Here is a 19,685-nt window from a genome sequence, read left to right on the forward strand (position 1 = left end):
GATGGTCGTCCCACCCCCGACGCGGCAGTCGACGGGGGTCGTCTTCGCGATCCTGACGACCGGCGTCGCGGCGTACACGCTCCTGCAGGCGTTCGTCATGCCGGTCCTGGCGCAGATCCAACACGCCTACGACACCGACCAGGCCACGGTCACCTGGGTGCTGACGGCCTACCTGCTGTCGGCCTCGGTGGCCACACCCCTCGCCGGGCGGGTGGGCGACGCGATCGGCAAGAAGCGAGCCCTCGTCTGGACGCTGGGCGCTCTGGCGGCGGGCTCGCTCTTCGCCGCGGTCGCACCGTCGATCGAGTGGCTCATCGCCGCCCGCGTGGTGCAAGGGCTCGGCGGCGGCGTCCTGCCGCTGGCGTTCGGCCTGATCCGGGACGTGTTTCCGGCCGACCGGATCCACCGCGCGATAAGCGTCATCGCGGCGCTCGGCGCGGTCGGTTTCGGCGCCGGCGTGGTGGTCGCCGGACCGCTCGTGGACCTGCTGGACCATCACTGGCTCTTCTGGATCCCCATGGCCGCCACCGCCGTCGCCGGTGCCGGCACCATCGCGTTCGTCCCCGAGTCGCGGCACCTCAGCCCGGGCCGGATCAACCCGCTGCCGGCCCTGACGTTCGGTGCCGCGCTGATCGCGCTCCTGCTCGCCATCAGCCAGGCCGAGCGGCTCGGCTGGGGGTCCTGGCCCGTCGTCGGGCTGCTGTGCGCCGCACCCGTTCTCGCGGCCGTCTGGGCGTTCTCCGAGACGCGGGTCCGGGTGCCGTTCATCGACATGAACATGATGGCGGTGCGCGGAGTCTGGGCGAGCAACCTCGTGGCCTTCCTGTCCGGGACGGCCATGTACGCCGGCTTCGGTTTCCTGCCGCAGCTTCTGCAGACGCCGGCGGCGACGGGGTACGGGCTCGGTGCGACGGTCACCGAGTCGGGTCTGCTGATGCTTCCCTCGGCGCTGTTCGCGTTCGTATCCGGCCTGCTGACCCCGCCGTTGATCCGCGCGTTCTCCGCGCGCGCCGTCATCGCGTCCGGATGCCTGCTGAACGCCGTGTCGTTCCTGATGATCGCCACGCTCCACGACGCGCAGTGGCAGATCTACGTCGCGACGACGCTGTGGGGGTTCGGTCAAGGGCTGATGTTCTCGAGCCTGGCCAGCGTCGTCACCGCGTCCGTGCGCGCCTCCCAGTCCGGGGTCGCCAACGGCATGAACGCCAACATCCGGACCATCGGCGGCGCCATCGGGGCGGCCGGCGCCGCCGCCGTCGTCACGGCACACGTCGGTGGCGGCGGGTTTCCGGAGGAGTCCGGCTACGTCACGGCCTTCCTGGTGGCCGCCGGCATCCTCGTGGTCGCCACCCTGGCCGCGCTCGCCATCCCGCCGATCGGTGCGGCCATGCTCGACGAGGCGCTGGAGTTCGCGGCGGCGAACGCCGAGATCGGCATGATCCCGGGCGCCGAGGTGTCTACCGCGGCGCCACCGCCAAGCCGTGACGGTCCGGCACCTGCACGGTGAGTGGCGCGAAGGGCTCGCCCTCCGGGTAGACGTCGTTGAAGATCTCCGCGCCGGCGCTCGTCAGACGGACGCTGGTGCTGGTCCACGCCTCGGTCCCGGCGTGCCGGCCGGCACGTTCCAGGGTCGCGGTCACCAGGGGGACGCGCGGCGCGTCCTCCCGCTCGTGCGGTGGGGCGATGGTGAGCACCGCCGAACCGGCGTCCAGCACGATCCACGGCGCGGCCACCCGGACGAAGAGCAGCCCGAAGTGGCCGCTGAAGCGGACGTCACCGCGAAAGGCCCAGGCCGCCTGCCCGTGCTCGGCCGGCGGCCGTACCGCCGGGTCGAAGGCGAAGAAGATCTCGTTCGTACCGACGGGGACCGCCCCGTCACTGGCCGAGGCGCGGCCGCCGGGCATCCGGCGCAGGTACTCGATGAACGATGCCTTGATGCCCCACCGCAGCCCGTGGACCAGCTGGTCGCCGCGCGCCTGCGTACTCATGCGCTCCTCCCGTCGCCGAGGCTCTCGTGCCCGTGGCCGCCCCTCCGGGTGTACCGGTCATCGGTCCCCGACGACGAGCGAGGCGGCGTGCCAGGCCAGCGCCTGGGTGGGTGCGGACGTGTTGCCCGACGGCTGGCGGGGGAAGACGGAGGCGTCCACCACCCGCAGCCCTTCGACGCCGCGCACCCGCAGCCGGTCGTCCACCACGTCCTCGGCCCCCGGTCCCATCGCGCAGGTGCCCAGGGGGTGGTAGCCGGAAGCTCCGGCCGTGTCCGCGAGGCGCAGGAAGTCCTCTTCGGTGTCGACGCCCGGCCCGGGCAGGCGTTCGGTGCGCACGAGATCCGCGATGGGGCCGGTGGCGAAGATCTCGCGTACCTTCCGGCCGACCTTTCCGATCAGCGCGCGGTCGTGCTCGGTGCGCAGGAACCCCGGGTCGATGGCGGCGGGCGCGTCCGGATCGGCGCCGGTGATGTGGATCCGGCCCCGGCTCGTCGGGCGCAGCGGGTACGCGGCCAGCATCAGGCCGGGCTCGTCGTCCACGGCCAGCTTGTCGTTGTGCATCGTCGGCGCCTTCATCGAGATCGGGTTGAAGAACCCGATCGTGTCCGGCCGCTCCGACGAGTCGTCGGCCCGGAAGTAGGCCAGGACGCTCGCCGAGCCCTGCGCGATGACGCCGTCGCGCCGCACGAGGTACCTGGCGCCGGCGACGAGCCGCTTCACTCCGGTGTTGACCACCGGGTTGTAGCCGGGTGCGCCGGAGATGGTGAACATGAACCGCAGCCCCCGGTGCTCGTTGAGCCGCTCGCCGACGTTCGGGCTCTCCGCGACCTGGCGTACCCCGGCGGCGGCGAGCACGTCACCGCGGCCGATCCCGGAGCGCTCCAGCAGCAGCGGGCTGTCCAGGGCGCCGCCGCAGACCAGTACCTCGCGGCGGGCCCGGATCTCGACGAGCTTGTCGCGGTGGCGGACCTGTACGCCCACCGCCCGCCTGCCGTCGAACAGCACGCGCCCGACCTCCGCCCGGGTGAGCAGGCGGACGTCGCGCCGCTTCAGGGCGGGGCGGAGGAAGCAGTCGGCCGCGGTCCTCCGGACGCCTCGACGGGTGGAGAACTGGGTGTACCCGGTCCGGTCCTCGTCGGAGCCGTTGAGGTCGAGGACCCGCTTCACCCCGACCGCGGAGGCGGACTCCATGAACGCCTCGGAGACCGCCTCGGGCGGCCCGCCGATCTCCACGCTCACCGGGCCGGAGCCGCCGTGGATCGCCGAGGCGCCGGGCCGGAAGTCCTCGATGGCCCGGAACGCCGGCAGGAACGTGTCCCAACCCCAGCCGGCGTTCCCCTCCGCGACCAGGCTGTCGTAGTCGGGGGCCCAGCCCCGGTTCCAGACCAGGCCGTTGATGGTGGTGGAGCCGCCCACCACCCGGCCCCGCCACCAGTTGTCGACGTGACCGCCGGGTCCGAACGGCCCGGCCACGAACTTCTTCGCGTACCGCGGCGAGTGCATGGTGAAGAAGAAGCCCTTGGGCACGCGGTGGATCGGATGCCGGTCCGACCCGCCCGCCTCCACGACCAGGATCGTCGCGTCGGAGAGCGCGGAAAGGCGCTCGGCGAGGACGCTTCCACCGGCACCGGACCCGACGATGACGTAATCGAACTCCACGACAGCCAACCCTATCAGGTTCTAATGGTGCTAGAGTAGTGGTCGTGCCTGCTATCGAGTTCGACGTCGAAGTCCTCGGCGACCCCTCCCCGCTGGTCGGCGACGGCCGCCTCCGGGTCGGCGGAGACCGGACCGTCCCGCACGTCTACGCCGGCAACGGCAAGGCGACCGTGAGCGTGCCCCTGGCCACCCCGCGGGACGTGGACGTCGCCGTCGCGACCGCCCGGCGCGCCTTCCAGCAGTGGCGCCGGGTGCCGGTCACCGAGCGGCGGCGCCTCATGCTCGCCCTGGCCCGCGCGGTCGAGGAGCACGCCGACGAGCTCGCCACCATGCAGGTCGTCGAGAACGGCGTACCGCACGCGGTGGCGAGCAGGTTTCCGCACATCGCCCGGGACAACCTCGAGTACTTCGCCGGCTGGCCGGACAAGATCACCGGCGACGTCAACCCGGTGTGGCCGCTGCCCGCGCTGGACTACTCCGTCCTGGAGCCGTACGGCGTCGTCGCCGGCATCATCCCCTGGAACAGTCCGATCGCGACCGTGGGGCAGTTCGCCGCCCAGGCCCTGGCCGCCGGCAACTGCATCGTGGTCAAGCCGCCGGAGCTGACGCCGTTCACGCCGATCCGCTTCGCCGAGCTGGCGCTGGAGGTCGGGTTCCCGCCCGGCGTGGTCAACGTGGTACCCGGCGACGGGGCCGTGGGCGCCGCCCTCGTGGCCCACCCGGGCGTCGACAAAATCCACTTCGTCGGCAGCGGCCGGACCGCCACCCGGATCATCCAGGCGGCCGCCGAAAACCTCACCCCGGTCGCCACCGAGCTGGGCGGCAAGAGCCCCAACCTCGTCTTCGCCGACGCCGACCTCGACGCCGCGACCACGCTGGCGCTGCGATCCTGCATGCTGGTCAGCGGCCAGGGCTGCTACAACGGCACCCGCCTGCTGGTCGAGTCGAGCGTGTACGACGACGTCGTCGAGCGGGTGCGGGAGAAGGTCCGGGACTTCCCGCTCGGCGACCCGATGTCCCCGCGGACCGTCCTCGGCCCGGTGATCACCGAAGGCGCCCGCGACCGGATCCTCGGCGTGGTCGGCCGCGCGGTCGACGACGGCGCGACCCTGGTCACCGGCGGCTCGCGACCCGGCGGCGAGCTGGCCGACGGCTTCTACGTCGAGCCCACCGTCTTCCGCGACGTCGACCCCGGTTCGGAGCTGGCCCGCGACGAGGTCTTCGGACCCGTCCTCGCCGTCTTCCGGTTCGACACCGAGGAACAGGCGGTCGCCCTCGCCAACGACACCGAGTACGGCCTGGCGGCGTACGTGCAGACGAGCGACGTACGCCGGGCACACCGCCTCGCCGCCGCCCTCGACACCGGGATGGTCTGGGTCAACGGCACCGGCGGCCTGTCGCCCTCCATGCCCTTCGGCGGCGTCAAACGAAGCGGCACCGGCCGCATCGGCGGTTTCGCCGGCATCGAGGAGTTCAGCCGCCGCAAGAACGTCTGGATCGCCCTCTGACGTCTCGTAGATATCCCGGGAGGACCAAATGACCGCACCGACCGCGCAGCGCACCTACCGGACGGTGAACCCCGCGACCGGCGAGCTCGTCCGCGAGTGGGACCTCCTCGACGACGCGGAGCTCGAAGCGCGGCTCGCGGCGGCGCATAAGGCATTCCTGCGCTGGCGTGACGTGCCCGTGGCGGAGAGGGCGGCCCTGTTCGTCCGGGTCGCCGACCTCATCGAGGCCAACCTCGACCGGCTCGCCCGCCAGGCGACCCTGGAGATGGGCAAGGTGCTGCCGCACTCGATGGGTGAGGGCCGCGGGGCGGTCGCGATGTTCCGCTACTACGCCAGGCACGGTGCCGAACTGCTCGCCGACGAGGAGCTGCGGGTCGGGGGGTTCTCGAAGGTGATCCTGCGCCGGGAGCCGGTCGGCGTGGTCCTCGGCGTCGAGCCGTGGAACGCGCCGCTGTTTCAGGCCATGCGCGCCACCGCCCCGAACCTCATGCTCGGCAACACGGTAATGGTGAAGCCGGCCGAGATCTGCGCCGGCTCGACACTGATGTTCGACGAGCTGTTCCGCGAGGCGGGCTTTCCGGAGGGCGCCTACCAGACCGTCCTCGCCTCGACCGACCAGGTCTCGACGCTGATCGCCGACGACCGGGTCCGGGCGGTGACGCTGACCGGCTCGGACCGGGCCGGATCGATCGTGGGGGAGCAGGCGAGCCGCCACATCAAGCCGGTGGTGCTGGAGCTCGGCGGCTCCGACGCGTTCGTCGTGCTGGACTCCGCGGACGTCGCCCTGGCGGCCGGCACCGCGGCGACGTGCCGGCTGCTGCTGGGCGGGCAGGCGTGCGCGCTGCCGAAGCGGCTGATCGTCACCGAGGCGGTGGCCGACGAGTTCACGGCCGCGTTCGTCGAGCTCTTCACCGACCAGGTGATCGGCGACCCGTTCGACCCGGCGACGACCCTCGGGCCGATGTCCAGCGAGGCGGCGGCGGACCTGCTGCAGGCCCAGTACGACGACGCCGTCGCCAAGGGCGCCAAGGTGCTGGCCGCCGGCGGGCGGATGGATGGGCCGGGCGCGTTCTTCCGCCCCGCGGTGCTCACCGGCATCACGCCGGAGATGCGGGTCTACCGGGAAGAGGCGTTCGGGCCGCTCGGGCTGATCTTCCGGGTACCCGACGCCGACGCGGCGGTCGAGCTGGCCAACGACAACCAGTACGGGCTCGGTGGTGCGGTCTTCGGCGCGCCGGAGGAGGCCCAGGCGGTGGCCCGGCGGCTGGACACCGGCGGGGTCGGCGTCAACGGCTTCCTCGGCTCCCCGGTCGAGATCCCGTTCGGCGGCACGAAGCGCTCCGGCGTGGGCCGGGAGCTGGGCCGCAGCGGCATGGACCAGTTCGCCAACCTCAAGACCTACGGCTTCGCGTAGGCACCGGCAAGTTTTCGTTGACTCCACCCGGCAGGTCTTACATTATTGGAAGACAATTAGCCCAACATTGCCCTCGTGAGAAGGGCGTCATCCGCCGGAGTGGAGCTCTCCGGGCCGCGCTCAGCTGACCCGAGGTACAGCGTGAACACAATCCTGCCCTTCATCGTCGCCGGCCTGGTCACGGGCTCGGTGCTCGGCCTCGCCGGGACCGGTCTGGTCCTGACCTACAAGACGTCCGGCATCTTCAACATCGGCCACGGCGCGATCGCGGCCGCCGCCGCGTTCTTGTTCTACTGGCTGCACATCGAGCACGATTGGCCGTGGTGGGCGGCCGGCGTCGTCGCGGTGCTCCTCTTCGGTCCCCTGACCGGCCTGGTGATGTCGGCGGTCAGCCTCAAGCTCAGCGGCCAACGGGCGGCCATGAAGGTGGTCGCCACGGTCGGCATCGTGCTGCTGGTACAGGGACTCTCGACAGTCAAGTTCGGTTACAACGCGTTGCGCCCACCGCAGTTCCTGCCGGGCGGTACCAGGATCCACCGCATCTGGGGGGTGAACGTCACCCAGTCGCAGCTGATCATCGTCGCCATCTCCCTCGTCGCCGTCGCGGCGCTCTACTACTTCTTCCGGGTAAGCCGCACCGGCCTGGCCATGCGGGCCGTCGTCAACGACCCGGACCTCGTGGCGCTGCACGGGACCAGCCCGCAGGCGGTACAGCGGCTGTCCTGGTCGATCGGCGCGACGTTCGCGGCCCTGTCGGGCGTGCTGATCTCGCCGTTCGTCGGCATCGACGCGGTGACGATGACGTTCCTGGTGGTGTCGGCCTTCGGCGCCGCGGCGATCGGCGGCTTCTCCAGCATCCCGCTGACCTACCTCGGCGCGCTGGCCATCGGCGTGGCGACGAACCTGATCACGAAGTACGCGGTCGACTGGGACCAGCTGCAGGGCGTGGCCGCGGCGCTCCCGCTGATCGTGCTTCTGGTCGCCCTGCTGGTGATCCCCAGACGCAAGCTCGACCCACCCGCTCGGGCCGAGCAGCCGCCGAAGATCCCGTACCACGGTCCGCCCACCACGCGGATCGTGGCCGGCGTCGTCGTGCTCGCCTTCCTGCTGCTCGCCCCGCAGATCTTCGCCGGCAGCCTGACACACCTGACGGTCGGCCTGACCCAGGCGATCGTGCTGCTGTCGCTCGGGCTCCTCGTGCGTACCGCGGGCATGGTCTCGCTCTGCCAGGCCATCTTCGCCGCCATCGGAGCGGTGACCTTCGCGCAGCTCAGTGAGCGGCTCGACCTGCCCTGGGTGGTCGGCGTGCTGCTGGCCGCGCTCGTCGTGGTACCCGTCGCCGCGCTGCTGGCGCTGCCGGCGATCCGGCTGCAGGGGCTGTTCCTGGCGCTCGCCACGCTGGGCTTCGGCCTCTCGGTCGAAGGGTGGCTCTACACCAAGGACTGGTTCTTCGGCACCACCGGCACCGGCCGGCCGATGCCCCGGCCCGGCGGGATGGCGAGCGGCGAGCGCTACTACTACGTCGTCCTGGCCTTCTTCGTGGTCGCCGCGCTCGTCATGGTGATGATCCATCAGAGCCGCCTGGGGCGGATGCTGCGCGGACTCTCCGAGGCCCCGCTCGCCGTCCGGACGCTCGGCCTCAACGCCAACCTGCTCCGGATGGTCGTGTTCTGCATCGCCGGCTACATCGCGGGCGTGGGCGGCGTGCTCTACGGCTCCACGGTGAACTACGTGGTCCTCGGCGACGGCTACTTCGCCGCCTACTACTCGCTCGTACTGGTGGCCACCCTCGCGCTGATGCCCTTCCGCGAGCCGTGGTACTCCGTGGTCGCGGTCGTCGCCGCGCTCATCCCCGCGTACTGGCACAGCGTCGACTCCAACTCGTGGCTCAACGTGATCTTCGGCTTCTTCGCGGTGCTGATCGCCACCCAGGGCGGTGCGGACACCCTGCCGCGACGGGCGCGCGACTTCCTCGACCGGCACTTCGGCAGGAAAGCGCCGGCGCCTGCGGTCGAGGTGGCCGACGACCCGTGGCGGCTCCCGGCCCACGCCACCGGCCTCGAAGTGCGCGACCTGACGATCCGCTACGGCGGGCGTACGGCGCTGGACGAGGTCTCCCTGCGTGCCCCGGTCGGCCAGATCACCGGCCTGATCGGGCCGAACGGCGCCGGCAAGACCACCCTGTTCAACGCCGCCAGCGGGCTGCTGACGCCCTCCACTGGGCAGGTCTTCCTGCACGGCAACGACGTCACGCAGCTGAACGCGGCCGCTCGCGGCCGGCGCGGTCTGGGCCGCACCTTCCAGCTGATGCAGCTCGCGGACTCGCTGACGGTCGGCCAGAACGTCGCGCTCGGCGTCGAGTCGGGGCTGGCCGGCTCCAACCTGCGCGGCCAGCTGGTCGCCTCGCGCGCCGAGCGCCGGGCGACGCTCGACGCGGCCGAGTACGCGATGGAGCTGTGCGGCATCGCCGACCTGCGCGACCTGCCGGCCGGGGCGCTCTCGACCGGCCAGCGCCGGCTCGTGGAGCTGGCCCGGTGCCTGAGCGGCCCGTTCGACCTGCTGCTGCTCGACGAACCCTCTTCCGGCCTCGACTCGGTCGAGACGGCGCGGTTCGGCCAGACCCTGGTCGACGTGGTCGAGACCCGCCGCTGCGGCATCCTGCTCGTGGAGCACGACATGGCCCTGGTGCTGCGGGTCAGCGCCGACATCTACGTCCTGGACTTCGGCAAGCTGCTGTTCCACGGCACACCGGCGCAGGTCCGCAACAGCCCGGTCGTCCAGGCCGCGTACCTCGGCTCCGAGACGGAGACCGCCGAAGAGCTGATCGAGGAGGTCGTGCGATGACCGGCCAGCGGACCATGGCCGCCACGGGCGCGGTCGCGACGGCGGACGCTCCGGCGCTCGAACTGCGCGGCGTGAGCGCCAGCTACGGCCAGACGGCGGTGCTGCGCGACGTGTCGCTACGGGTCGCGCCCGGCTCGGTGACCGCGCTGATCGGACCGAACGGGGCCGGCAAGACCACCTCGCTGCGGGTGGCGTCCGGACTGATGAGACCCTCCTCGGGCCAGATCCTGCTGCGGGGTACCGACGTCACCCGCCGCCCGGCCGCGCGCCGGGCGAAGAGCGGGCTCTGCCACGTTCCGGAAGGGCGCGGCGTCTACCGCAACCTCACCGTCCGGGAGAACCTGCTCATGCAGTCGACCTCCCACGACCCGCGCGAGACCATCGAGATCGCCACCGGTGTCTTCCCGCGACTGGGCGAGCGGCTGTCGCAGAAGGCGGGCACCCTGTCCGGCGGCGAGCAGCAGATGCTGGCGCTCTCCGCGGCGTACGTGGCCAGGCCGAGCATCGTGCTCGTCGACGAGCCGTCACTCGGACTCGCCCCGATCATCGTCGACGCCGTCTTCGAGTTCCTCAAGACCCTGCGCACCAACGGCGTCGCCCTGCTCTGCGTCGACCAGTACGCCCTGCGCACGCTCGCCATCGCCGACCACGCCTACGTCCTACGCCGCGGCGAGATCGTCTACGACGGCGCGGCGGCGGGGCTGGTCGACGACAACATGTTCGAGAAGTACGTCGGCGAGGGGACGCACTAGACATACCCCGGTCCGCGCCACCCGAAGCCACCAAGCGGCGCGCGCCCTTGACCGATGGCGGCGCTGTCCGCCCGTGGCGGATCGCATGGTCAGGCGTCGAGACGGGACCAGCGGTACCACAGATACGTTATGGCGGCTTCATAACGTACCTGTGGTACCGCTGGTCGAAGCGGCCGGCTGGTCAGTACCCGATGCAGGTGCTGGCCAGGTCGCCGGTGGCGCCGTTGCCTGGCGTTCCCTCGACCGGGAGGCTCTTGGGGTTTTCGTCACCGGCGTTGTAGCTGAACAACCAGCTGCATCCGACCGGCTTGGAGGGCTGGCCCTCGGTGAACGTGACCGGCTCGGGCAGCAGGCCGCCGAGTGTCTCGTCCTTGACCGCGTACATCGCCGTCAGGATGCTGGCGCGGTCGATCGTCGCCGGCTTGGCCGTCTCCATCGCCTTCTTGAACAGCTCCAGCATCGCCCAGACGGAGGTGGTGTTGCCGCCCTGCCACTGGGTGTCCGGCGAGTACTGCTTCATCGCCTGCCGGTACGTCTCCACCTTCGGGTCGTCGGCCCACCAGGGGAAGCCCTGGCTGCTGCCGGCGGTCTGCGCCCCCGAGACCTCGGCGACCTTCGCCTGGTCGAAGCCGGAGTTCATCATCGACCACTTGCCCTGGTAGCCCTGCTGGAGGCAGTCGGCCATCACCCGGGCACCGGTCGCGATGCCGATGTTCATCGCGATCACGTCGACGCCCTTGCCGACGTACGACAGGCACTCGGCGGTGTAGTTGGCGGCCGACGCGGAGAAGAGCTGCACGTTCTCCGTCTGCAGGCCGACCTCCTTGGCGTACGCGATCGCCTTGCCGCCGTTCTCCTGGCAGACGGCCACCTCGGCGCAGGCGGCCCAGGCGAACTTGGTGCCCCCGGCCGTCCTGGCGACCTGGACGTACGCCTTGACGGTGTAGGTGGAGCCGGAGACGGGCTGGAACGTGCCCGGCACGTTCGCCCAGAGCAGGTCGCTGGAGCCGCCGCCGCTGAGGATCGGGGTGTCGACGTCCGTGAGCATCTTGCCCATCGCACCCTCGGCGACCAGGTCGGTGAGGAGGATCGCGTCGCTCTCGTCGTTGTCGAGGAAGTTCTGCACCACCGAGGTGGCGCCCGGAACGGTGTTCTTGGTGTCCACGATCTCGAACTCGACCGGGTGCCCGTCCACGCCGCCGTGGGCGTTCGTGTACTTCGCCCAGGCCTGCGCCACGCCGGCGCCGTTGAGGCCGTTGCTCGCCTGCGGGCCGGACTGCGAGGCGGCATAGCCGATCTTGATGGGTTCTCCGGTGAGGTTGCTCGTGGTTCCGGAATCGGTGCCGGACGACGCGTCGCTGTCGTCGCCGCACGCGGTCAGTGCCAGACAGGCAGCCGCGGCGACGGCGACGAGCCGCGTTGCCCGCTTGTGAGCGTGGGTACTGGGTGCCACTTCGTGTGCTCCTAGTTGTGATGCCGGGCCCCCGCCGGTCGGCGGGCAACTAACCTAGGAGTACATCAAGTAGCACAGTGCTTGTCCATCACTGTGCCAAAACTAGAGCACAAGAGCAATCTAGTCGGTACCTGCGGCGCGGGGTTCTAATTGTGTTAGTGTCCGGATACAATGATGCTTCAGGCCGCGCCGGCGGACGGAGAGATGAGCATGTCATCGATGCTGGAGAGGGCCGAGGCCCACGGACTCCCGGTCCACACCTTCGACCTGGAGCATGACGAGCGCCTGGGGGTGGACCCGTTCGCCGTCTGGGACGAGGCGACGAAGGTGGGCGGCCTCTTCTACAGCCCGGCCAACCGCGGCTTCCTCGTGGCCGCCGACTTCGAGACGGTTCGGCACGTGCTGCAGGACTCCAAGGTCTGGTCGAACCTGCCCAGCACGATCGTCTACACCAAGGAGCAGGTGGATCTGGACGTACCGCCGCTGACCATGGACCCGCCGGACCACACCCGGTACCGCCGGGCGCTCGCGCCGCTGTTCAGCCCCAAGGCGGTGGCCCACCTGGAGCCGCGGATCCGGGAGATCTCGCACGAGCTGGTCGACCGGATCCTCGCGCAGGGCACCTGCGACTTCACCAAGGACTTCGCGGCCAAGCTGCCGGCCCTGTTCTTCCTCGAATGGCTCGGCCTCGGCACCGAGGACGTCGACCGGATGTTCCACCTGGCCGAGCGGGCGACGTTCGAGTTCCCGACCCAGGAGGAGCGCGACGACATCGAGGCGCGGATCGACGCCATCGTCCGCGGCGCCATCCGCGACCGCCGCGACGACCCCCGAAACGACCTGGCCAGCGCGTTCGTGAGGATGCGCGCCGAGGGGCAGGAGATCCCGGAGGACATCGTCGTCGGCATGGCGAAGCTGGCCTTCATCGCCGGTCAGGAGACCACCTCGACGCAGCTGGGCTACATCATGTGGCACCTGGCGCGAAACCCCGCCGACCGGCAGTTGCTGGTCGACGACCCGAGCCGGATCCCGGACGCCGTCGAGGAGCTCATGCGCTTCTACAACACGGGCGGGTCGAGCGGTCGGGTCGCCAAGGAGGACGGCGAGCTCAACGGCTTCCCGGTGAAGGCGGGCGACCGCATCTTCATCGCGCGCTGCGGCGCCGACCGGAAGCTGGCGCCGCAGGTCCAGCTCACCCGCAGCGGCGTCCCGCACTCGGCATTCGGGCTCGGGATCCATCGCTGCATCGGCTCGCACGTCGCCCGGATCGAGATGCGGATCGGCCTGGAGGTGTGGCACGAGCGGATCCCGAACTACCGGGTGCCCGCGGACTTCGTCGCCGGCCACCGCTACGGCAGCTTCATGCAGCAGCTGCTGAGCCTCCCGCTCGAGCTGGCGCCGGCGGACCGCTGACCAGCGCTTCCAGAGAGGATCGACATGAACTTCGTCATCGACACGTCCCTCTGCTCGGGACACGGCCGCTGCTACACCCTGGCGCCGGAGTGGTTCGACGCCGACGACATCGGCTACGGCCAGGTCAAGGACGAGCCGGTACCGACCGGTGAGCGCGCCCGCATGGGAGACATCGTCGCCGCCTGCCCCGAGGGGGCGATCTCGATCAAGGAGGGCTGAGCCGTCAGCCGTTCTCAGCCCGGATGATGTCGGCGGCGATCCAGGCGAGCGCCATCGTCGGCGCGTTGTTGTTGCCCGACGGCTGGTCCCGGAAGACCGACGCGTCGACCACGCGCAGCCCATCGGCCCCGCGCACCCGCAGCGAGGCGTCCACCACGTCGTCGGGCGCCGGCCCGATCGCGCAGGTGCCGAGGCCGTGGGCGCCCGCCACGCCCTTGTTCCGCCCGTACTCGACGATGTCGGCATCGTCCACCACGAGCGGGCCGGGCTGCAACTCCTCGGCCACGAACCGGGCGAACGGCTCGGTCGCCACGATCTCCCGGGCCCGCCGTACCGCCTTGACCAGCATCGCGCGGTCATGCTCGGTGGAGAGGAAGTTGGGCTCGAGGCGGGGCGCGTCGTCCAGCCCCGGACCGGTGATGTGCAGCGAGCCGGTGCTCGTCGGGTAGAGCGGGTAGGTCACGTACTTGGCGCCGGGGTGCTTGTCGACCACCATCCGCCCGGTCATCGGGTTGACGGCGGAGGTCGAGATCGGCGTGAAGAAGCACTGGGTGTCGGGTGCCGGCGAATCCGGGTCGGACCGGTAGATCCCGCTGACCGCGTAGCCGCCGTGCGCGATCATGCCCGAGCGGCTGAAGAGGTACTTGAAGCCGGTCCACAGGTAGCGTGCCTGGCTGGACGCCTCGGCGTTGTAGCCGCGCACGCCGGTCAGCCGGTACTGGAGCAGGATGCCGCGGTGCTCCTTGAAGTTCTCGCCGACCTTGGGGCTGGCGACCACGACCGGCACACCGGCCTCGGCCAGCACGTCGGGGTTTCCGATCCCGGAGCGCTCCAGCAGCAGCGGCGAGTCGAACGCCCCGCCGGCGACGAGGACCTCCTTGCGGGCCGAGTAGGTCACCGTGCCGCCCGCGCGCCGGCAGCGGATGCCGGTCACCCGGCTGCCGGAGAACACCAGCGTCTCGGCCTCGGTGTGCGTGGCCACGCTGAGGTTCGCCCGGCGCCGCGCCGGCCGCAGGAACGCCTTGGCGGCGCTCATCCGCGTGCCTCGCCTGATGTTGGAGGCGACGTACGAGACCCGGTCGTCCCCGCTTGCGTTCATGTCCCGCTGGAAGGCGATGCCGTGCCGCTCCATCGCGGCGATGAGCGCGTCGCAGGCCTCCTCGCGCGGGCCCGCGATCTCGATGTCGACCGGGCCGTCACCGCCGCGCACCTCGTTTCCGCCGAGCTGGTGCCGCTCGATCCGGCGGTACGCCTCGACGAAGCGCGCCCAGTTCCAGCCCTTGTTGCCGGCCGCCTCCCAGGCGTCGTAGTACGGCGCCCAGCCGCGGTTCCACACCATGCCGTTGATGGTGGTGGAGCCGCCGAGCACCCGACCCCGGACCAGCGACTCGGTGTGGCCGTCGCCGAAGGCCTGGGTGGTGAACGCCTTGGCGTACCTGGGGTTGTTGAGGGTGAAGTAGAAGCCCTTCGGGACCAGATGCACGGGGTTGGTGTCGGTGCCGCCGGCCTCGACGAGCAGGACGCTCGTACCCGGGTCCGCGGAGAGCCGGTTGGCCAGGACGCAGCCGGCCGCACCGGCGCCGACGATGACGTAGTCGAAGGCGCCGGACATCAGCTGATGACGAACCCGCGGTAGCCGCCCTCGCGGACGTCGTACAGGCGCTTCACGAACTCCGGCAGCGCGCCGAGGTAGGCGACGTAGACGCGGGGCTTGCCCTCGACGTTGTCGCCGAAGAAGATCGACTTCGCGGTCGCCTGCAGGGTACCGGCGGCGGCCGTGACCACCTGCTCGGTCCACTCGCGCTCCGACTCGGGGTCCGCCTCCACGCGCTCCAGCCGGCGCTCGAAGATCTCCTTCACCAGCTCGGCCATCCACTCGACGACCTGCTCGCTGCAGCGCGGCCCGTTGCCGTGGCCGCCCTTGCCGTGCGGCCCGCCCATGATGAACAGGTTCGGGAAGCCCGCGACCTGGATGCCCAGGTAGGTGTGCGGGCCGTCCTTCCACTTGTCGCGCAGCGTCTGCCCTTCGACGCCCCGGATGTCGATCTTGTTGAGTGCGCCGGTGAACGCGTCGAACCCGGTGGCGAGCACGATCATGTCGAACTCGAGCTCACCCTCGGCGGTCAGGATGCCCTTGGCCGTGAACTCCTTGATCGGGTTGTCGTGCAACGAGATGAGCTCGACGTTGTCCCGGTTGTAGGTCTCGTAGTAGTTCGTCTCGCACGGGACCCGTTTGGTGCCGAAGAGGTGGTCCTTGGGGATCAGCTTCTCGGCGGTCGCGGGGTCGTTCACCCGCTCCCGGATCTTGCTGGCGAGGAAGTCGCAGTAGATCTTGTTCGCCTCGGCGTTGTACGCGATGTCGTTGTAGAGCCCGATCCATTTGGCGAAGCCGGGGGAGTTCCAGGCCAGTTCGTAGCGGGCGTCGCGCTCGACCTCGGTGACGTCGGTCGACTTGACCGGGTCCCAGCTGTGCAGGAAGCCGCTGAAGGAGGCCCGCAGCTTCGGGAACATCTCCGGGTAGCCGGCCCGGATCTCGGCCATGCGTTCCTTCGACAGCGGCTGGTTGCGTAGCGGTACCGCCCAGTTGGGGGTGCGCTGGAAGACGGTGAGGTGCGCGGCGGTCTCGGCGACCTTCGGGATGACCTGGACGCCGGTGGCGCCGGTGCCGATGACGGCGACCCGCTTGCCGGCGAAGTCGACGGCCTTGTCGTGCGGCCAGAGCGCGGTGTGGTACCACTCGCCTTCGTACTTCTCCAGGCCGGGCGCGGTCGGAAAGAGCGGGTCGGAGAGGATGCCGGTGGCCGCGATGACGACCTTGGCCCGGTAGAGCTGCCCCCGCGTCGTCTGCAGCGTCCAGTGGTTGGTCTCCTCGTCGAAGACCATGCTCTCGATACGGGTGTCGAAGTCGATGTCCTTGCGCAGGTCGTGTTTGTCGGCGACGCGCTGGTAGTAGCGCTCGAGCTCGGGCTGGCCGGCGAACATCTCGCTCCAGTCCCACTCGTCGAGCAGTTCGGGGTCGAAGGCGTACTGGTAGCTGTAGCTCTCCGAGTCCAGGCGGGCGCCCGGGTAGCGGTTCCAGTACCAGGTGCCCCCGACGTCGCCACCGGCCTCGATGACGCGAACCTTGACGCCGAGCTCGCGTACCAGCTTGAGCTGGTGCATGCCGGTGACCCCGGCCCCGATGATGATGACGTCGTACTCCTTGGGAGTCGTCGTCGCGGTGTCGGGCGTGGTCGCGGTCTCGGCCATCGCGTCCTCCATGGTTAGGCGCGCTCGGAGCGTGATCATAACGTCGTATTTTCCTCTACCACAACTAGGAGCTAATGGCAGCACGATTGGGCTAGCCGGTCAACATGATCGCCAGGCGGGGGCAGCTCTCCGCCGCGCGCCGCACGAGCTCCCGGTCCGCGTCGGGTACCTCGGGCGCCAGCACCTTCGCCTGCCAGTCGTTTCCGACCGCGAACACCTCCGGCGCCAGCGCCTCGCAGACCGCGTTGCCCTCGCAGAGCTCCGGGTCGACGGTGACCTTCATGGCTCAGGCCTCCTGTGGTAGATGTGCCGGGACGGACAGGTAGACGTAGCCGATGCCCATGTGGTCGGAGCGGACCACGCGGTCGAGGTCGATCCGGTAGCCGGGGAGCAGGTCGAGCACGGCCTCGACCTCCAGGCGCAGGATCAGCCGGGCCAGGTGCAGGCCGAGGCAGCGGTGTACGCCCCAGCCGAAGGCCACGCTCTTGGCCCGGTCCCGGCCCAGACGCACCTCGTCCGGGTCGTCGAACGCGGCCGGATCGTGGTTGGCGGCCATGTTGACGAAGAGCGTCCAGTCGCCCTCGCGCATCCAGACGCCGCCCAGCTCCACGTCCCGGGTCACGATCCGGGCGTGGGCGGTGGCCGGCGAGTAGATCCGGACGATCTCCTCGATGGCGTCGGGGATCAGGTCGTGGTCCCGCTCCAGGCCGCGGCGCATGTCCGGGTGCCGCTCCAGGTGGACCAGGAGCGAGGTCAGCGCGCCGCTGGTGGTGTGGAAGCCGGCGAGCAGCAGGAGTACGACGGTGTCGCAGATCTCCTCGTCGGTCAGAGTGCGCCCGCCGGCGATGGGCTCGGTCGCCAGCACGGTCATGAGGTCGTCGCGCGGGTCCGTCCGGCGGTCCCGCGCCTCGGCCAGGATCTGCTCGCGGATCCACCGGTTGCCCTCGGCGTTCCGCGCGACTACCTCGGGGTCCTTGCTGCCCTGGCCGCGCAGCGCGCGGGACATCACGTCGAGCAGCTCCCGGCGGCGGCCCGGGTCCCAGCCGAGGATCCCCAGGGTCACCGCGCCCGGCGAGACGTTGGCCAGGTCCGGCACGAAGTCCCAGCTGCCGCGGGCGGCGAGGTCGCGGACGATGCCCTCGACCAGGGCGCGGATCTCGGGTTCGCGCCGGGCGATGGCGGCCTTGCTGTACCACTCGTTGAGCACGCGGCGGTACATGCCGTGCTCCGGCGGGTCGAGCGCGACCGGGATGTGCCGGGGGCCGAAGGGGTTCACCGGGATGGCCGGGCCGGCGCTGGAGGAGAACGTCGCGTAGTCCGCGAAGCCGTCCACGCACTCCTGGTGGCCGGTCACCACCCAGAACCCGTCGTGCGCCGTGGACCAGGCCACCGGAGCGCGCTCGCGCAGCTCGGTCAGCACCTCGAACGGGCGCTGGGCGAACGCCTCCGAATGGTGGTCGAAGTCGGTGACGACGGTGTCCGGTCCTGCGGCCACGGCGTTCTCCCTTCGCCCTACTCTTGTCATTGTTGTGTTGCGCTATTATGTCTCAACGGTGTTGGCGTGCCAAGAGAGATACCACTCATGACCTACGTGATCACGCAGGGCTGCTGCAACGACGGTTCCTGCATCCCGGTCTGCCCGGTCCAGTGCATCCGGCCGCGTCCGGGCGACCCGGACTTCACCAACACCGAGCAGCTCTACATCGACCCGGCCACCTGCATCGACTGCGGCGCGTGCCTGGACGAGTGCCCGGTCGACGCCATCCACTCCGAGTGGGACCTGCCCGAGGAGCTGGCCGACTACCTGCCGATCAACGCGGACTACTTCGCCACCAACCCCCTGGCGGGTGTCGGTCCGCCGGCCTTCACCCGCCGGGTGCTGCCCGAGCGGCGCCCCGCGCTCCGGGTGGCGATCGTCGGCTCGGGACCCGCCGCGTGCTACGCCGCCGGGGCGCTCAGCGAGATCGCCGGTGTCACCGTCTCGCTCCTCGAACGCCTGCCGACGCCGTTCGGCCTGGTCCGGGCGGGGGTGGCGCCCGACCATCCCAACACGAAGAAGGTGGGCGAGCGGTTCGCGGGCATCCTCGGCCGCGCCAACGTCCAGTGCTTCTTCAACGTCGAGGTGGGCGAGGACGTCACCATCGAGGAACTCCTCGAGTACCACCACGCCGTGTTGTGGGCCGGGGGAGCGCCGGACGACCGGCGTCTCGGCATCCCGGGTGAGGATCTGGCCGGCTGCCACTCGGCGCGGGAGTTCGTGGGCTGGTACAACGGCCACCCCGAGCACGCGGACCAGAAGTTCGACCTCACCGGAAAGCGCGCCGTGGTCATCGGCAACGGCAACGTCGCCCTCGACGTGGCCCGTACGCTCCTGCGGCCGGCCGAGGTCTTCACGACCACCGAGATGGCCGACCACGCGATCGAGGCGTTCCAGGCCAGCGGGGTCTGCGAGGTCGTCGTCACCGCCCGCCGGGGCGCCGAGCACGCGGCCTACACCCTGGGCGAGCTGATGGCCCTGGAACGGCTGCCGGACGTGGCTGTCGTCGCCTCCCCGGCCGAGGTACCGGAGCATCCGGCGGCCGACCAGCGGTACACCATCGTGCGGCGGGCCGCGGAGCGTGCGACGCCGGCCGGGTCCCGGACGATCCGCTTCCGCTACGGGCTCGAACCCGTGTCGGTCAACGGCGACGGCCGGGCGGAGTCGGTGACCTTCCGGCGCGCCGACGGCGGCACCGAGACCGTCGAAGCCTCGCTGGTGCTGCGCGCGATCGGCTACCGCGGGCGCCCGGTGCCGGGGCTGCCCTTCGACGAGGTCATGGGGACGCTGCCCAACGACGCGGGCAAGGTCATCGACCCGGCGACCGGCCTCGACGTCCCCGGCGTCTACTGCTGCGGCTGGATCAAGCGCGGACCCCGCGGCATCATCGGCACCAACAAGCACGACGCCGAGGAGACCGTCGACAGCCTGCTGCACGACTTCTCGGCGGAACGGCTGGCCGACCCGCCGAAGGGCGGGGCGGAGCTGGCGGCACTGCTCTCGGCGCGGCTTCCCGATCTGGTCGACAAGGCGGCGTGGACCCGCATCGACGTGGCGGAGAAGCGCCGGGGGCGCGCGGAGTCCCGGCCCCGCAGGAAGCTCGTCACCGTCCCGGAACTCCTCGCCGCGTCGCGGCTGGAGGCGTGAGC

General features: G+C 70.7%; 15 protein-coding genes. 8 read left to right on the forward strand and 7 right to left on the reverse strand.

Features of this window, described 5'->3' with window-relative positions; genetic code table 11:
- Position 1: 1 nt before the first annotated feature.
- A complete protein-coding gene (locus RB614_RS32935; RefSeq protein ID WP_308716593.1) occupies positions 2 to 1,507 on the forward strand; it encodes an MFS transporter in 1,506 nt (501 codons plus the stop codon).
- Here the strand turns inward: RB614_RS32935 and RB614_RS32940 are convergent.
- Both RB614_RS32940 and RB614_RS32945 read right to left on the reverse strand, forming a co-directional pair.
- The gene (locus RB614_RS32940) at positions 1,458 to 1,988 is read right to left on the reverse strand and encodes an HtaA domain-containing protein (RefSeq protein ID WP_308716594.1); all 531 of its coding nucleotides are present in this window, start codon (positions 1,986 to 1,988) and stop codon (positions 1,458 to 1,460) included. The two genes, RB614_RS32935 and RB614_RS32940, sit on opposite strands and share 50 nt — an antisense overlap.
- A gap of 57 nt (positions 1,989 to 2,045) precedes the next feature.
- Complete coding sequence (locus RB614_RS32945) at positions 2,046 to 3,647, reverse strand: GMC family oxidoreductase (RefSeq protein ID WP_308716595.1); 1,602 nt, start codon at positions 3,645 to 3,647, stop codon at positions 2,046 to 2,048.
- A 44-nt stretch (positions 3,648 to 3,691) separates the two neighbouring features.
- Between RB614_RS32945 and RB614_RS32950 the strand changes: the two genes are divergently transcribed.
- From RB614_RS32950 to RB614_RS32965, 4 genes are all read left to right on the forward strand, one after another.
- The gene (locus tag RB614_RS32950) at positions 3,692 to 5,155 is read left to right on the forward strand and encodes an aldehyde dehydrogenase family protein (RefSeq protein ID WP_308716596.1); all 1,464 of its coding nucleotides are present in this window, start codon (positions 3,692 to 3,694) and stop codon (positions 5,153 to 5,155) included.
- 28 nt (positions 5,156 to 5,183) lie between these two features.
- Positions 5,184 to 6,569, forward strand: a complete 1,386-nt coding sequence (locus RB614_RS32955; RefSeq protein ID WP_308716597.1) for an aldehyde dehydrogenase family protein — start codon at positions 5,184 to 5,186, stop codon at positions 6,567 to 6,569.
- A gap of 141 nt (positions 6,570 to 6,710) precedes the next feature.
- Complete coding sequence (locus RB614_RS32960; RefSeq protein WP_308716598.1) at positions 6,711 to 9,413, forward strand: ABC transporter permease subunit; 2,703 nt, start codon at positions 6,711 to 6,713, stop codon at positions 9,411 to 9,413.
- Entirely contained in the window at positions 9,410 to 10,165 is a 756-nt protein-coding gene (locus tag RB614_RS32965; RefSeq protein WP_308716599.1) for an ABC transporter ATP-binding protein, read from the forward strand. The genes RB614_RS32960 and RB614_RS32965 overlap by 4 nt, the downstream gene beginning before the upstream one ends.
- Before the next feature lie 181 nt (positions 10,166 to 10,346).
- On the opposite strand, the gene RB614_RS32970 is transcribed toward RB614_RS32965, so the two are convergent.
- Positions 10,347 to 11,618, reverse strand: a complete 1,272-nt coding sequence (locus tag RB614_RS32970) for an ABC transporter substrate-binding protein (protein ID WP_308716600.1) — start codon at positions 11,616 to 11,618, stop codon at positions 10,347 to 10,349.
- A 219-nt stretch (positions 11,619 to 11,837) separates the two neighbouring features.
- Between RB614_RS32970 and RB614_RS32975 the strand changes: the two genes are divergently transcribed.
- Together RB614_RS32975 and RB614_RS32980 are read left to right on the forward strand one after the other, a co-directional pair.
- Positions 11,838 to 13,031, forward strand: coding sequence for a cytochrome P450 (locus RB614_RS32975; RefSeq protein WP_308716601.1), 1,194 nt, complete (start codon positions 11,838 to 11,840; stop codon positions 13,029 to 13,031).
- A gap of 24 nt (positions 13,032 to 13,055) precedes the next feature.
- A complete protein-coding gene (locus tag RB614_RS32980) occupies positions 13,056 to 13,250 on the forward strand; it encodes a ferredoxin (RefSeq protein ID WP_308716602.1) in 195 nt (64 codons plus the stop codon).
- A gap of 4 nt (positions 13,251 to 13,254) precedes the next feature.
- Here the strand turns inward: RB614_RS32980 and RB614_RS32985 are convergent, their stop codons facing one another.
- The 4 genes from RB614_RS32985 to RB614_RS33000 all read right to left on the reverse strand — a co-directional run bounded on the left by RB614_RS32985 (position 13,255) and on the right by RB614_RS33000 (position 17,994).
- Positions 13,255 to 14,862, reverse strand: a complete 1,608-nt coding sequence (locus RB614_RS32985) for a GMC family oxidoreductase (RefSeq protein ID WP_308716604.1) — start codon at positions 14,860 to 14,862, stop codon at positions 13,255 to 13,257.
- On the reverse strand, positions 14,862 to 16,499 hold the full coding sequence (locus RB614_RS32990) for a flavin-containing monooxygenase (protein WP_308716605.1): 1,638 nt from the start codon (positions 16,497 to 16,499) through the stop codon (positions 14,862 to 14,864). Before RB614_RS32990 ends, RB614_RS32985 begins: the two co-directional genes overlap by 1 nt.
- A 91-nt stretch (positions 16,500 to 16,590) precedes the next feature.
- On the reverse strand, positions 16,591 to 16,782 hold the full coding sequence (locus tag RB614_RS32995; RefSeq protein ID WP_308716606.1) for a ferredoxin: 192 nt from the start codon (positions 16,780 to 16,782) through the stop codon (positions 16,591 to 16,593).
- Positions 16,783 to 16,785: 3 nt separating this feature from the next.
- Positions 16,786 to 17,994 (reverse strand): cytochrome P450, encoded by a 1,209-nt coding sequence (locus RB614_RS33000; protein ID WP_308716607.1) that lies wholly within the window; start codon positions 17,992 to 17,994, stop codon positions 16,786 to 16,788.
- A gap of 87 nt (positions 17,995 to 18,081) precedes the next feature.
- On the opposite strand from RB614_RS33000, the gene RB614_RS33005 reads away from it, so the two are divergent.
- On the forward strand, positions 18,082 to 19,683 hold the full coding sequence (locus tag RB614_RS33005) for an FAD-dependent oxidoreductase (protein WP_308716608.1): 1,602 nt from the start codon (positions 18,082 to 18,084) through the stop codon (positions 19,681 to 19,683).
- Positions 19,684 to 19,685 lie beyond the last annotated feature (2 nt).

This window comes from Phytohabitans maris, from assembly GCF_031085175.1.
Taxonomy (GTDB): Bacteria; Actinomycetota; Actinomycetes; order Mycobacteriales; family Micromonosporaceae; genus Phytohabitans; species Phytohabitans maris.